Here is a 14147-nt window from a genome sequence, read left to right as displayed (position 1 = left end):
CAAAATAAAAAATATAACGAAATTTTAACATGTCATAAAAGCTAACATTCATCAAAAATTAAGAAGATGATGCTGTTAGAATGAAGTTACTATGAAAAAAACAAGTCAATTTTTAATTTTATCTTTGATTGCATTCGTATCTTTGATTAGTGGAACGGCTTATACTAACGCTTCAGAAAAGCCAAACTATGTGATTACAACTGATGCGACTTATCCACCTTTTGATTTTCAAGACAAAAATAATCAGTATACAGGTATCGATCAAGAAATTCTCAAGACAATCGCTAAGCGTGAAGGATTCACCTACACATTAAAACCTATGAGTTTTAATGCCGCCACACAATCAGTATCTTCAGATCAGGCTGATGGCGTTATTGCGGGGATGTCTATTACAGATGAACGCAAAGCGGTTTATGATTTTGGGACACCTTATTATCGGTCAGGTATTGGTTGGGCCGTTAAAAAGGGCTCAAATATTAAAGCCTTAAAAGACTTGAAGGGTAAGACTGTTGCGCTTAAAACTGGTACCTCTGGTGCTGACTATGCTTTATCTATACAAAAAGAGTATGGTTTTAAGGTGACTTATTTTAATGATTCAGACACGCTGTATAATGATGTCATTAATGATAATGCACAAGCAACTTTTGGTGATTTACCAGTGATTCAATATGCTGTTAAAAATGGTACCAAATTAAAGGTTATGAATCCAAAAGCACCAATACAAGCTGGTTGGTATGGTTTTGCTGTCAAAAAGGGACAAAATGCCAAGTTATTAGCTTCATTTAATCACGGTTTTGCCGAAATTAAAAAAGATGGTACTTATGACAAGATTGTCGCCAAATATTTAGGCGCCAGTGCCGCGACTTTTACCGGTAGTAAAAAAGATAACAGTACGGTCATGGGTATTTTAAATGCCAACCGTAACGCCTTTTTGCAAGGATTATGGCAAACTGTTATTTTGACCGTATTTGCCATTGTATTGGCTTCAATTTGGGGTATTTTACTTGGTGTTATGGGTGTTAGCCAATTACCATGGATTAGGGCAATATCGACAACAATTATTTATCTTTTCCGTGGGTTGCCACTGATGGTATTGGCATTCTTTATTTATATTGGTTTGCCTGGTGTGATAGGAACTAAAATTCCCGCCTTTACCGCAGGATTATTAACGCTTATTTTAAATGAGGGTGCTTATACCGCCGCATTTGTCCGTGGTGGCTTTGAAGCTGTCGATCGTGGTCAAATGGAAGCGGCACGGTCACTTGGTTTACCGTACAGTAAATCTATGCGACGTGTTATTATGCCACAAGGTCTCAAAATTATGATACCAAGTTTTATTAATCAATTTATCATTACGTTAAAAGATACATCAATCCTATCGGCGATTGGTATTTTAGAATTAACACAGACAGGTTCACTGATTGTTTCACGTAATTCTCAAGGTTTTCGTGTATGGGCTATCGTAGCTGTGATATACTTGATTGTGATTACTTTACTCACATGGTTGAGTAATTGGGTAGAAAAGAGGACACGTGCATGAGTGAAGCACAAAAAAAAGTAAAAGTACACGTCGACAAAGTTAATAAATCATATGGCGATAATCATGTTTTACGCGATATTTCATTAGATATTGCTGAAAATGAGGTTGTCGTAATGATTGGCCCTTCTGGTTCTGGTAAGTCTACTTTCTTACGTATGCTTAACCAACTCGAAACACAAGATGATGGCACAATTGTTGTTGATGGTTTTGATATTTCTGATAAAAAGACAGATATTAACAAAGTCCGTGAAAATATCGGCATGGTGTTTCAGAATTTCAATCTATTTAATAACTACACCGTACTTGAGAATATTATGCTGGCCCCAGTTGAATTGGGCAAGTTAGATAAAGTTGCGGCTGAGAAGAAGGCACGTGAATTACTTGATACTGTTGGTTTGGCAGATAAAGCAGATGTTTCAGTTAATTCACTGTCTGGTGGTCAAAAACAACGTATTGCTATTGCGCGAGCCTTAGCAATGTCACCTGATATTATGTTGTTTGATGAGCCAACTTCGGCTTTAGATCCAGAAATGGTTGGCGATGTGCTTGAAGTTATGAAAAATCTAGCTGACTCAGGTATGACCATGATCATTGTTACTCACGAAATGGGATTTGCTAAGCAAGTTGCTGATCGTGTTGTATTCTTTGAATCCGGTAAAATACAAGAATCTGGTGCACCTGAACAAGTATTCAATGCGCCTAAAAATGCACGATTACAAGAGTTTTTGAGTAAGGTTATGCACGCTTAAGCATTGACAATACTGCTCTTGGCTTAATATATGATCAAAATAATTAAAAAAGCCGACCACTAGGTCGACTTTTTTGTGGGATAAGGGAGAGTTCATGACTATGTTAAAAAAATGTTTACTTGGTCTAGCAACGTTCGCTGCTTTCTTTACTTTCGTTTCAACGAGTCAAGCATCTGAACCACACTACACCATTACAACTGATGCAACTTATGCACCATTTACATTTCAAGATAAAAATAATAATTATGTCGGTATTGAACAGGACATGATGCAAGCAATTGCTAAACGTGAAGGTTTCACCTATACAATGAAACCGATGAGCTTTAATTCTGCCGCTCAGCTAGTCTCTAATGGCCAGGCTGATGGTATTATTGCGGGGATGTCAATTACCCCAGAACGTAAAGAAGTTTACGATTTTGCAACGCCTTATTATAAAACTGGTGTTGCCTGGATTGTTAAAAAAAATAGCACCATTAAACAGTTAGCTGATTTAAAAGGGAAAACTGTTGCGTTGAAAACGGGGACGGCAGCGTCTGAATACGGTAAATCTTTACAGAGTAAATACGGTTTTAATGTCAAGTATTTCAATGATACAGATACGATGTACAATGATGTTGCTGTGGGGAACTCGGCTGCAACATTTGAAGATATGCCAGTAATTCAATACGCAATTAAAAATGGCATGAAACTCAAAATCATGAACGCTGATAACCCCAGTAATGCGGGTTGGTACGGTTTTGCGGTTCAAAAGGGAAAAAACAAAGCCCTACTAGCTGCCTTTAATAAAGGTTTTGCAGCAATTAAAGCTGATGGTACGTATAATAAAATTACAGCTAAGTATCTAGGTGCTAGTCAAGCAACATTTTCTGGCAGTAAGAAAGATAATAGCACAGTATTGGGGATTTTAACAGCCAATAAAGCAGCCTTCTTAAAGGGCTTGTGGCAAACAGTGCAACTCACTGTGATTGCGATTGTATTAGCTTCAATTTGGGGAACCTTATTAGGTGTCATGGGTGTCAGTGAGTTGAAGTGGGTACGTGGTGTATCGACAACGATTATTTATATTTTCCGTGGCTTACCTTTAATGGTATTAGCGTTCTTTATTTATATTGGTTTACCTGGTGTCACTGGGGTCAAGATTCCGGCTTTTACGGCTGGTATTATTACCTTGATATTAAATGAAGGTGCTTACACCGGTGCGTTTGTTCGTGGTGGCTTTGAAGCTGTCGAACGTGGTCAAATGGAAGCGGCAAGATCACTTGGCTTGAATTATAATAGCGCTATGCGCAAAGTAATCATGCCACAAGGGCTACGTATTATGGTGCCAAGCTTTATTAATCAGTTTATTATTACGTTGAAAGACACCTCAATTTTGTCAGCCATTGGTTTGCTTGAATTAACGCAAACAGGAACATTAATTGTTGCGCGTAACTCTCAAGGCTTCCGTGTCTGGGCAATTGTAGCGGTGATATATCTGATTGTTATCACACTATTAACATGGTTAAGCAACTGGGTTGAGAAAAAAATTAAATAATTATGTGTTATAAAAGCCTTCAAACCGTATTATGGTTTGGAGGCTTTTATGTTTGTTGCAATTAATCGAAAAGAACAATATGTTTTGGCACGTGATGCTAAAAAAAATAGTCAATTTAATTGTCCGGGCTGTCATGAACCAGTTATATTACGTGTTGGTGACATCAAACAGCAGCATTTTGCGCATATTGTTGGTGCAAAATGTCAGACATTCTCTGAGAATGAAACAGCTGCGCATCTATCTGGTAAACTACAATTAGCTGAGCAACTGGCTACTCACGGTGTTGTTCAAATTGAAGCTAAGCTCGTAGCTATCCAGCAGAGGCCAGATATTTTGTTAACTATAGGGGATAAACAGCTTGCAATTGAATATCAGTGTAGTCCTATATCTCAAAAGAGACTGGCTGAACGTAATGAAGGCTATCGGCGTCAAAATATTGATGTGATATGGATACTAGGGGAGACTTATTTTGAACGGCATTTATCACAAAAAACGATTTTAAAATTCATGACTGCTCATGATCAAGTTGTTTTTTATTTACCAACGCAAGGGCATTATATTCATCGCGGCCATTTTATCAAAAAGGACTTTGAGCGTGTCCACTATACCGAAATTTGTGATACAATGCCTTTCACTGTTATTTCTAAGCTGTCAAGACAAAGGCCGTTAGATATCAAAAAACAAATCTATAAATTGCAAAATCTGCTGTTACAAAAAAGAGTCAATCAGCAAATGATTAGTTATTTTTATAATCAAAATAGGCTGATTATTCTAGCACCGTTGTGGATACATTATGGTGAGACTTTTGGTCTGATAATTGCAAACTGGCAATGGCGTTTATTAGCAGTTTGTTTAATTGAAAAAGTAGGGATTGGTCATAAAGTGCGTTTACGGTGCATTGCAGACAAATTATTTACTTATGTAGCAGGAAGTGACAGGTTTAGATGGCGCCAAGTAAAAAAATTGCTAGATAGTTTGCAACAACAAGGCTACATATTTTTACAGGGAGATTATTTATGTGTTTTGAGTGAGCTGCCCTGGTTTATATCGCTTGCAGGTAAGTTAGATAAAGTGAGAAAAAAGTGATAAAATAAGATATTATATCTTAGAAAGGAACGCAACACCCGCTGTTTTGTCTTCTTAATGAAGCAGCAAGTGTTGATCAGTAATAATATGCCACAGATAAAGCGTCATGAAGTGCCAACAGCGTTAACATGGGATTTAACAACTATTTTTTCATCAGATGAGGCCTGGGAAAAGACTTTTCAAAAAGTTCATGAATCAGCTCAAAATATGACGCGTTTCGTTGGGCACGTCGGTGATTCGGCTGACATGTTACAAGCGGCATTAGTGGCAGATTTATCGTTGGAACGTTTATTAGAGAAAGTTTACGTCTACGCCCACCAAATATATGATCAAGACACAACTAATCAGCAGTATGCAGCATTTAACGCTCGAGTACAGGCGCTTTGGGCTGAAGTTAGTGAAGCGACGGCCTATTTTCAGCCTGAAGTATTGCGCATTCCTGATACGGTATTAGCTGAGTATCTAGCAACACCTGGGTTAGAACCATTTAGTCATTTATTTGATACGATTCGTTTACAAAAGCCACACACACTACCTGTTGAACAAGAAGCGCTACTAGCTGGTGCTAGTGATATTTTTAATGCGTCTGAAAATACATTTGGTGTGCTTGATAATTCAGATCTGTCTTTCGGAGATGTGCATACTGAAACAGGTGAACTGGTGCCTTTGACTAATGGTTTGTACAGTCTATTATTAGAATCGCAATCACGCGACCTACGTCAGGAAGCATTTGATACACTCTATGACAGCTATATTAGTTTTCAAAATACTTTTGCTTCAACACTGTCATCGCATGTGAAAGGCCATAATTTCTTGGCGAAAGCACGACATTATGATTCAGCGCGCGAGGCCGCTATTTTACCACATGGCTTACCTACAACGGTTTTTGAGACCCTAAGAAAATCAGTTAATGATCATTTGCCATTACTACATCGATTTGTCTCGTTACGTCGTCAAGTGTTGGGTGTTGAAGACGTCCATAGCTATGACTTATACGTGCCCTTAGTTGATGATGTTACATTTGATGTTTCCTATGATAAGGCGCAAGACATTGTGATTAAAGCATTAGCGCCATTGGGCGAGGATTATGTGCGTATTGTCCAGCGTGCCTTTGATGAACGTTGGATAGATGTTGTTGAAAACAAGGGTAAACGGACAGGAGCATACTCTAGCGGCGCGTACGATACCAATCCTTTTATTCTATTGAATTGGCAAGATAATTTAAATAATGTTTATACTTTAGCTCATGAGTTGGGACATTCTGTTCATTCTTATTTAACAAGACATACACAACCTTATCATTACGGTGACTACCCCATTTTTTTGGCAGAAATTGCTTCTACAACGAATGAAAGTCTATTAACAGATTATTTACTGAAAACTAATCATGATCCTAAGGTGCAAGCTTATGTCTTGAACCAATATCTAGACGGTTTCAAAGGGACGGTCTTTAGACAAACGCAATTTGCAGAATTTGAAGATTGGATTCATCAACAAGCTGCTGAGGGCGAGGCTCTAACGGCTGATAAAATGAGTAGTTATTATGGTGAATTAAATCAAAAGTATTATGGCCCAGATTTGTTTCCTGATGAGGCTATTGCGTATGAGTGGGCACGAATTCCGCATTTTTATTACAATTACTATGTTTATCAATATGCAACAGGTGAAGCAGCTGCTACAACACTAGCTGACCGTATTATCAATCACGATGGTGCTAATGACTACAAAAATTATTTACGTGCTGGCGCCTCTGATTATCCGCTAAATGTTATTGGAAAAGCTGGTGTTGATATGAGCCAGTCAGATTATCTGAACCAAGCTTTCCATGTCTTTGAAACGCGACTGAACCAGTTAGAAAAGTTACTTGCAAACTAAGACAAGCACTCGTTCTGCTGTGGTAAACTATTAACGAGGAGAAGAGTTATTATGTCGCCAAATTCAGCACCTGAAAAATTAATCAACACCGCTTTAATGGCTCTTGATGAGACATATACACCATATTCGAACTTTCCAGTTGGTGCTGCACTACAAGTCGCTGATGGGCGTGTTTTTAAAGGTATTAATATTGAGAATGTTTCTTTTGGTTTGACTAATTGTGCTGAGAGAACGGCCATTTTTAGTGCGATGGCTGCCGGCTACCGACAGTTTGAAGGGTTAGTGATTGCGGGACGTACAAAAGCACCAATCGCACCATGTGGGGCATGTCGGCAAGTGATGGTTGAGTTTTTTGACCCAGATATGCCGATTTGGTTAATTAATGATTCAGGTAAAGAAATAAAAACGAATATTGCTTCATTAATGCCTGGTTCATTTAATGGATTAGATTAAGCAAACGAAGGAGTAAACAATGAAAAAAGTATTAGTATTTGATGGTATTGCTCAGGTTGCCATTGATTACCTCAAGTCCAATCATATTGAGGTAATATCAAATCAACAAAAAAATGATGACGATTTCTTAGTGAATCAGGATTTGAATGGGATGATTTTGATGATGCATCCAGTGGATAAGCACATATTATCTCAGCTTCCGGATTTGAAAATCGTTGCGCGGTATGGTGTCGGTTATGATAACGTTAATTTAGAGGACGCCAGTCAGCAACATGTCATTGTGACAAATACACCTGGTGCTAATGCAACAGCTGTTGCAGAGACAGCCTTAATGCACATGCTCATGAGCGGACGTTTATTTTATCAAGAGAGACAAAGCATCACGGATGAGACAGATGCCCCAGCCAAAGGACAAGAAGTGTCACATAAGAAAATTGGTATCATTGGTTTTGGTGCGATTGGTCAAAAAGTAGATGAACTCTTAACTGGTTTTAACGTTGAGGTACTAGCTTATGCGCGACATAGTAAATCAGTTAAAAATGGACGTATGGCAACTTTAGAAGAAATCTATTCGCAATCTGATTTTATTGTGTTAGCCTTGCCGGCAACGTCTGATACCCAGAATATGATTGACGCTGAAGTGTTTAAAAAAATGAAAAATACTGCGGTATTAGTGAATATAGCACGTGGTGCCATCGTGGACGAAAACGCGTTGTTTAATGCACTAAAGTCCGGAGAAATTGCTGGAGCTGGTTTAGATGTTGTCACTAACGAACCAATTTCTGACAACAATGCCTTACTAGGTCTTTCTAATACATTTATCACGCCGCATGTTGCTGCTAAGTCTCGAGAAGCTTTTGATGCTGTCGGATTAGCTGCAGCAAAAGAAGTTGTGCGTGTATTAAATAACGAAGCACCATTGAATCAGGTGAACGCATAAAAAAACCACATACCAGATTTGGTTGTGGTTTTTTATTTTGGCTCATGTAGTGTGACTGGTAGTAAATCGTTTTTAACAGTTGATTGTTGATTGATTTCAGCAAATAACACTTCAATTAAGCGTTGCGCTGCTTCGTGAATTGGTTGAATAATCGTTGGTAAGTCAGGATGAAGTAATTGCACAATTGGTGAGCCATCATAACCAACGACAATGACATCCTCAGGAACTCGAATGTTTGCAGTTCGCAGTGCGTTTTGCAGTTGAATAGCCATTATATCATTATAAGCAAAAACTCCATCGATATTCTGCGTTTGGATATCCTTTACGATGTCTTGAATAATATTTGGTTCGGATATTTTGTTGGAATCAAAATCCAGAGCACTAATCTTACTTTTTGAGCCGACAGCATCAACAAAACCGTTATAACGTTTTGACGTAGGCGAGATTGATTGATCGTTATCGTTCAATACTAAAAGATTTTTGGCGCCTTGTGAGACAAGGTAGTTACCAAGAAGAAAACCACCTTGGTAATTGTCTTCGCTAACAATTGGCACATTATCAGACAGATGACGATCATAAGCGACGATAGGCAGCAAACTATTGCTGTAACTTTCAATGCCAAGATTATGTGATGATGTAATAATACCCTCAACCTGATTAGCAGCAAGCATTTGCAAATATTGTTGTTCTTTTTCTATATTATTTGCACTTGTTGCAATAATAACCTTGTATCCTTTTTCAAACAAAAGTTGTTCTATCTCACTTGCAAGTGCTGTGAAAAAAGGGTTTTGTATGTTAGGAAAAATAAGACCGATAAATTGGGAAGATTTTCCCTGTAAAGACCTTGCCATTGCATTAGGTTGATAATGTAATTCACGCATAGCAGTGTGGACTTTATCAATTGTTTTTTGACTTAATGAACCATAACTATTAATCACACGTGATACCGTTGTTACTGAGACACCTGCTAATTCAGCGACGTCACTTAGCTTTGCAACCATAAACACCTCCATTGGTGGAGAAACTAATCTCAAAAATTATATTTATACTAGTCCATTATACACGGTTTTGTAAACGCTCACGATGATTACTGCAATATATTTTTTGAACAACGCTTGACAACAAAAAATTTAAGGTTTAACATTGTCCTTGTAAGTTAAAGGAATCACAAGAAAAGAGGAGCATTAATCATGGATGCATTAGTATTAACAGGCATTAAGTCACTGGAATTGCAAGATATTGCACAACCAGAAGTAAAACCAAACGAGGTGAAAATTCATACTGCGTTTGCGGGTATTTGTGGTACAGACCACGCTTTGTATGCTGGTTTGCCAGGTTCAGCTCCAGCCGTACCTCCAATCGTTTTGGGACACGAAAACTCAGGTGTTGTTGCCGAAGTTGGTTCAGCTGTAACCAATGTTAAAGTAGGGGACCGTGTGACTGTTGATCCTAATATTTATTGCGGACAATGCAAGTTCTGCCGTACAGGTCGTCCAGAATTGTGCGAAAACTTGTCAGCCGTTGGTGTGACACGCGATGGTGGCTTTGAAGAGTACTTTACAGCACCTGCTTCAGTCGTTTATCAAATTCCTGATAACGTATCATTGAAATCAGCAGCTGTTGTTGAACCAATTTCATGTGCTGTCCATGGTATTAAGTTATTGAAAGTAACACCATACCAAAAAGCTTTGGTTATTGGTGATGGCTTCATGGGTGAACTCTTTGTACAAATTTTGCAAGCCTATGGTATTCACCAAGTTGACCTGGCTGGTATCGTTGACGAAAAGTTGGCAATGAACAAAGAAAAGTTTGGTGTTAAAAATACCTTCAACACGATGAAGGGTGACAAGATTCCTGAAGGCGAATACGATGTTATCATTGAAGCTGTTGGTTTGCCACAAACACAAGAAGCTGCTATTGAAGCTTCAGCACGTGGTGCACAAGTATTGATGTTTGGTGTTGGCGGTCCTGATGCTAAGTTCGAAATGAACACATACGAAGTCTTCCAAAAGCAATTGACAATCCAAGGTTCATTTATTAACCCTAATGCATTTGAAGATTCATTGGCTTTGTTGTCATCAGGCAAGTTGAACGTAGAAGCATTGATGTCTCACGAATTGGACTATAACACAGTTGATGACTTTGTTAATGGTAAGCTTGGTGTAGTTTCAAAGGCTGTTGTTAAAGTTGGTGGAGAAGAGGCATAATTTCATGAACGCTAAAAACGTAGCACAGACGACATCTAAGAATGGTCGCACGCTGACGATTGGCGCCTCATTATCATATTTTGTGCTTTCTTTGGTAATCAACGCGGCTGGTAATGTCTTAACAGTCGTTACAAGTCAAAAAATCCACCCAGCTTTTCTGGGCTCTGCTTATTGGACAGCCGCTGAATCAGGTTTTAATAAAGCAGTGTTTCAAGGATCAAATTTGATGCTTGGTTGGGTATTTTTCATTGTAGGTGTCTTAATTGCAATATTGAATGTATTCTTACAAGGCTATTTTGATTGGAAAAAGTTTGTTGGCAATATTGCCTTCATGGTACCTTTCTCAGTGTTGATTAGTTTCTTTGCAGGTATGTTCTCACAGGTGCTACCCGAGTCACATAGTGTCATGACAACCATAGGTTATACTGTATTGAATTTCATTGGTGTTGCAATGATTGCAATTGCTATTTCAATTTATCAACGTACAAACCTTGTCCTACATCCCGCAGATGATTTGATGCAGATTTTGAGATTTAAGTATTTCAAAGGTTCTGCCGCTAAGGCGATGTGGGCGTCATATATTCCGCCAACAATTATTGGTATTATTGCTATTATTATCTTGCCTGATTTTACCAATTATGGTGTCGGTACAGTGTTCGCATTTCTATTTCAAGGTGGGATTACGGGTTGGGGAGATAAAGCGATTTTCCCAAATCTTAAACATCAAGGAATTTAATTATCATGAAGACGTGGGACAACATATCGTTCCAGCCTTTGCATTCTAAATTATAGGAGCATAACATGTCATTTTCAGATTATTATTCAGGCGTACAACACATTGGTATTCCCACAAAAGATTTAGCAGCTGCTGAAGCCTTTTGGACAAAGCTAGGTTTCACTAAAACAGGTGATTTTCCAGTTGGTAATGTTATTTTCATGAAGCGTGACAACCTCGTGATTGAAACTTGGCAGCAGGACGAGGTTGCTGGTAAGCCTGGTGCAATTAACCATATTTCTATGGATACAACTGATGCTGACGCAGCATTTGTTGCTGCAAAGGCTGAAGGTTTCAAGCTAATCGATTCAGAAGTACAACATTTAGCTTTCTGGGAAAAAGGTATTAAGTTCTTTAATATTGAAGGACCAGACGCTGTTATCGTTGAATTTTGTGAAATTGTAAAATAATAAATAAAAAAACGCACGCTTTGAATAAAAGTGTGCGTTTTTTATTGCTTAGAAATGTTAAAAGATAGTTGATATCATCGTGTTTTCAATTTGTTTTCAGAAAAAATGACATATGATTGTTTTGTTCTTTTCAATAATAAGTGCTGACAAGCGCTTGACATGTATCAATATAATCGATTAAACTAGTTATGTAAGCGCTTAACAAAAACTGAATATGACAAAGGTAAAGACATGGAAATTCAAAACAAAGCAATGCTCATTACGTATGCTGATTCTTTGGGCAGTAATATCAAGGAAGTCCACCAAGTTTTGAAGGAAGACATTGGCGATGCGATTGGCGGGGTACATTTGTTACCATTTTTCCCTTCTACAGGTGATCGTGGCTTCGCCCCTTCTGATTACACGCGTGTTGATGCAACATTTGGTGATTGGGATGATGTTGAGGCACTTGGGCAAGAATACTATTTGATGTTTGATTTTATGATCAACCATATTTCTCGTGAATCGGAGATGTATCAAGATTTTAAAGCAAATCACGATCAATCAAAGTACCGTGATTTCTTCATTCGCTGGGAAAAGTTTTGGCAACAGGCTGGGCCAGATCGACCAACTCAAGCAGACGTCGACCTTATTTATAAGCGCAAAGACAAGGCGCCAATTCAAGAAATCACTTTTGCTGATGGCACGACAGAGCATCTTTGGAATACATTTGGTGAAGAACAAATTGATATTGATGTTAATTCTCAAATTGCTAAAGCCTTCATTAAAGCAACGCTAGAAGACATGGTCAAACATGGTGCCAATTTGATTCGTTTAGATGCTTTCGCCTATGCTGTTAAGAAAGTTGGGACAAATGATTTCTTTGTCGAACCAGAAATATGGACTGTTTTAAACGAAGTGCGTGACATTTTGGCACCTATGCATGCTGAAATTTTACCAGAAATTCATGAACATTATACAATTCCTCAAAAGATCAACGCCCATGGTTATTTCACTTATGATTTTGCTTTGCCAATGACAGTACTTTATACGCTTTACTCAGGCAAAACAAATCGACTAGCCAACTGGCTCAAACAGTCTCCGATGAAACAATTCACGACGTTAGATACGCATGATGGCATTGGGGTTGTTGACGCACGTGATATTTTGACGGACGAAGAAATTGATTATGCTTCTGAGGAATTATACAAAGTTGGTGCCAATGTCAAAAAGACCTACTCATCAGCTGCGTATAATAACTTAGATATTTATCAGATTAATTCAACTTACTATTCAGCTTTAGGCAATGATGATGCCGCATATTTGTTGAGTCGTGTTTTCCAAGTTTTTGCACCTGGTATTCCACAAATTTATTATGTTGGGTTACTTGCAGGTGAGAATGATATTGATTTGTTGGAATCTTCAAAAGAAGGTCATAATATTAATCGTCATTACTATACTCGTGAAGAAATAAAATCAGCTGTTAAGCGGCCAGTTGTTGCTGACTTATTGGCACTATTATCATGGCGTAATCAGTTTTCAGCATTTGCTCTGGATGGGACAATCACTGTCGAGACACCATCAGAACATGATATTAAAATTACACGAACGGATCATTCCGGAGATAATATAGCTATTTTGCTAGCTAATGCCAAGACACGCACCTTTGTCATCACAGCAAATGGCAAGACAGTCTTACAAAACAAATAAGAAAAGAGAAGAAAAGAATCATGGGATTATTAGGCGCAATTGAAGCAGGTGGCACAAAGTTTGTGGTCGCCGTAGCAGATGAAAATTATAATATTGTTGAACGGACAGCATTCCCAACATTAGATGGGGAGAAAACATTAGATCAAGTTATTGCGTTTTTTGACCAATTTGACAATATTGATGCTATTGGTATCGCTGCTTTTGGACCAATTGACATTGTTCCTGAATCTAAAACATATGGTTATGTTTTGGACACGCCAAAACATGGTTGGTCAGGCTATGATTTCTTAGGTCGTATGAAGGCTTGGCGTGATATTCCTTATTTCTGGACAACAGATGTAAATGGTGCTGGTTGGGCTGAATTTGAGACTGGTGCTGCCAAAGATGCTCAAAATATGGTTTACTTGACAGTAGGTACGGGCGTTGGTGCTGGTATTGTGTCAGGTGGCAAATTGGTGAGTGGTTATGGGCACCCAGAAGCTGGACATATTTTCTTGCAAAAGCATCCTGAAGATCACTATGAAGGTCATTGTCCATTCCACGGGGATAATTGTTTGGAAGGCTTGGCAGCTGGTCCAGCCATTGAAGCGCGTTGGCATAAGAGTGCTAAAGAAATTCCTGACGGAGATAAGGCATGGGAAATTGAAGCCTTTTATCTAGCACAAGCAGCGCTAGACTATACCATGATTTTGCGACCAGAAAAGATTGTTTTTGGTGGTGGTGTGCCACATCGCGAAACCTTATTCCCATTGATTCGTGCGAGTTTTGCTGAACAAATGAGTGATTATTTAGATGTACCTGATTTAGAAGATTACATTGTGCCAGTAGCTAACGGCGATAACGCTGGTATTCTTGGTTGCTTCTATTTGGCTAAAACATTGTTGTAAAA

Annotated in this window: 13 protein-coding genes; 12 read left to right on the top strand and 1 reads right to left on the bottom strand. The window is 38.4% G+C overall.

Features of this window, described 5'->3' with window-relative positions; genetic code table 11:
* Window positions 1–91: 91 nt before the first annotated feature.
* The 7 genes from C5L21_RS09085 (at window position 92) to C5L21_RS09055 (ending at window position 8177) form a co-directional block, all read left to right on the top strand.
* Window positions 92–1540 (top strand): ABC transporter substrate-binding protein/permease, encoded by a 1449-nt coding sequence (locus C5L21_RS09085; RefSeq protein WP_004907404.1) that lies wholly within the window; start codon window positions 92–94, stop codon window positions 1538–1540.
* Window positions 1537–2289 (top strand): amino acid ABC transporter ATP-binding protein, encoded by a 753-nt coding sequence (locus tag C5L21_RS09080; RefSeq protein ID WP_004900167.1) that lies wholly within the window; start codon window positions 1537–1539, stop codon window positions 2287–2289. The genes C5L21_RS09085 and C5L21_RS09080 overlap by 4 nt, the downstream gene beginning before the upstream one ends.
* A 94-nt stretch (window positions 2290–2383) precedes the next feature.
* Entirely contained in the window at window positions 2384–3823 is a 1440-nt protein-coding gene (locus tag C5L21_RS09075) for an ABC transporter substrate-binding protein/permease (protein ID WP_186727979.1), read from the top strand.
* Between the two features lie 48 nt (window positions 3824–3871).
* Entirely contained in the window at window positions 3872–4909 is a 1038-nt protein-coding gene (locus C5L21_RS09070; RefSeq protein ID WP_085699887.1) for a competence protein CoiA, read from the top strand.
* Window positions 4910–4966: 57 nt separating this feature from the next.
* On the top strand, window positions 4967–6784 hold the full coding sequence (gene pepF / locus C5L21_RS09065; RefSeq protein WP_004905940.1) for an oligoendopeptidase F: 1818 nt from the start codon (window positions 4967–4969) through the stop codon (window positions 6782–6784).
* A gap of 51 nt (window positions 6785–6835) precedes the next feature.
* Window positions 6836–7237, top strand: a complete 402-nt coding sequence (locus C5L21_RS09060; protein ID WP_004905938.1) for a cytidine deaminase — start codon at window positions 6836–6838, stop codon at window positions 7235–7237.
* A gap of 19 nt (window positions 7238–7256) precedes the next feature.
* Window positions 7257–8177: an NAD(P)-dependent oxidoreductase gene (locus C5L21_RS09055; protein ID WP_085699889.1), complete on the top strand. Its 921-nt coding sequence runs from the start codon at window positions 7257–7259 to the stop codon at window positions 8175–8177.
* A gap of 32 nt (window positions 8178–8209) precedes the next feature.
* Here the strand turns inward: C5L21_RS09055 and C5L21_RS09050 are convergent, their stop codons facing one another.
* A complete protein-coding gene (locus C5L21_RS09050) occupies window positions 8210–9178 on the bottom strand; it encodes a LacI family DNA-binding transcriptional regulator (RefSeq protein WP_085699891.1) in 969 nt (322 codons plus the stop codon).
* 189 nt (window positions 9179–9367) lie between these two features.
* On the opposite strand from C5L21_RS09050, the gene C5L21_RS09045 reads away from it, so the two are divergent.
* From C5L21_RS09045 to C5L21_RS09025, 5 genes are all read left to right on the top strand, one after another.
* On the top strand, window positions 9368–10384 hold the full coding sequence (locus C5L21_RS09045; RefSeq protein ID WP_004900149.1) for a zinc-dependent alcohol dehydrogenase family protein: 1017 nt from the start codon (window positions 9368–9370) through the stop codon (window positions 10382–10384).
* Window positions 10385–10388: 4 nt separating this feature from the next.
* Window positions 10389–11120 carry a DUF6198 family protein gene (locus C5L21_RS09040; protein WP_004900146.1) on the top strand — a complete coding sequence of 244 codons (732 nt, stop codon included), beginning with the start codon at window positions 10389–10391 and terminating at the stop codon, window positions 11118–11120.
* Window positions 11121–11185: 65 nt separating this feature from the next.
* A complete protein-coding gene (locus C5L21_RS09035; protein WP_004907397.1) occupies window positions 11186–11569 on the top strand; it encodes a VOC family protein in 384 nt (127 codons plus the stop codon).
* Between the two features lie 231 nt (window positions 11570–11800).
* On the top strand, window positions 11801–13258 hold the full coding sequence (gtfA, locus tag C5L21_RS09030) for a sucrose phosphorylase (protein ID WP_085699893.1): 1458 nt from the start codon (window positions 11801–11803) through the stop codon (window positions 13256–13258).
* A gap of 20 nt (window positions 13259–13278) precedes the next feature.
* A complete protein-coding gene (locus tag C5L21_RS09025; RefSeq protein WP_004900140.1) occupies window positions 13279–14145 on the top strand; it encodes an ROK family protein in 867 nt (288 codons plus the stop codon).
* Window positions 14146–14147: the final 2 nt, after the last annotated feature.

The sequence above is a fragment of the Leuconostoc citreum genome, from assembly GCF_004354555.1.
In the GTDB taxonomy this organism is placed as follows: Bacteria; Bacillota; Bacilli; order Lactobacillales; family Lactobacillaceae; genus Leuconostoc; species Leuconostoc citreum.
This window is presented reverse-complemented; position numbering and strand designations above follow the sequence as displayed.

Coding starts and splice junctions, on each gene's coding strand:
- C5L21_RS09085 (WP_004907404.1), top strand. CDS start 92: ATGAAAAAAACAAGTCAATTTTTAATTTTATCTTTGATTGCATTCGTA.
- C5L21_RS09080 (WP_004900167.1), top strand. CDS start 1,537: ATGAGTGAAGCACAAAAAAAAGTAAAAGTACACGTCGACAAAGTTAAT.
- C5L21_RS09075 (WP_186727979.1), top strand. CDS start 2,384: ATGACTATGTTAAAAAAATGTTTACTTGGTCTAGCAACGTTCGCTGCT.
- C5L21_RS09070 (WP_085699887.1), top strand. CDS start 3,872: ATGTTTGTTGCAATTAATCGAAAAGAACAATATGTTTTGGCACGTGAT.
- pepF (WP_004905940.1), top strand. CDS start 4,967: ATGAAGCAGCAAGTGTTGATCAGTAATAATATGCCACAGATAAAGCGT.
- C5L21_RS09060 (WP_004905938.1), top strand. CDS start 6,836: ATGTCGCCAAATTCAGCACCTGAAAAATTAATCAACACCGCTTTAATG.
- C5L21_RS09055 (WP_085699889.1), top strand. CDS start 7,257: ATGAAAAAAGTATTAGTATTTGATGGTATTGCTCAGGTTGCCATTGAT.
- C5L21_RS09050 (WP_085699891.1), bottom strand. CDS start 9,178: ATGGTTGCAAAGCTAAGTGACGTCGCTGAATTAGCAGGTGTCTCAGTA.
- C5L21_RS09045 (WP_004900149.1), top strand. CDS start 9,368: ATGGATGCATTAGTATTAACAGGCATTAAGTCACTGGAATTGCAAGAT.
- C5L21_RS09040 (WP_004900146.1), top strand. CDS start 10,389: ATGAACGCTAAAAACGTAGCACAGACGACATCTAAGAATGGTCGCACG.
- C5L21_RS09035 (WP_004907397.1), top strand. CDS start 11,186: ATGTCATTTTCAGATTATTATTCAGGCGTACAACACATTGGTATTCCC.
- gtfA (WP_085699893.1), top strand. CDS start 11,801: ATGGAAATTCAAAACAAAGCAATGCTCATTACGTATGCTGATTCTTTG.
- C5L21_RS09025 (WP_004900140.1), top strand. CDS start 13,279: ATGGGATTATTAGGCGCAATTGAAGCAGGTGGCACAAAGTTTGTGGTC.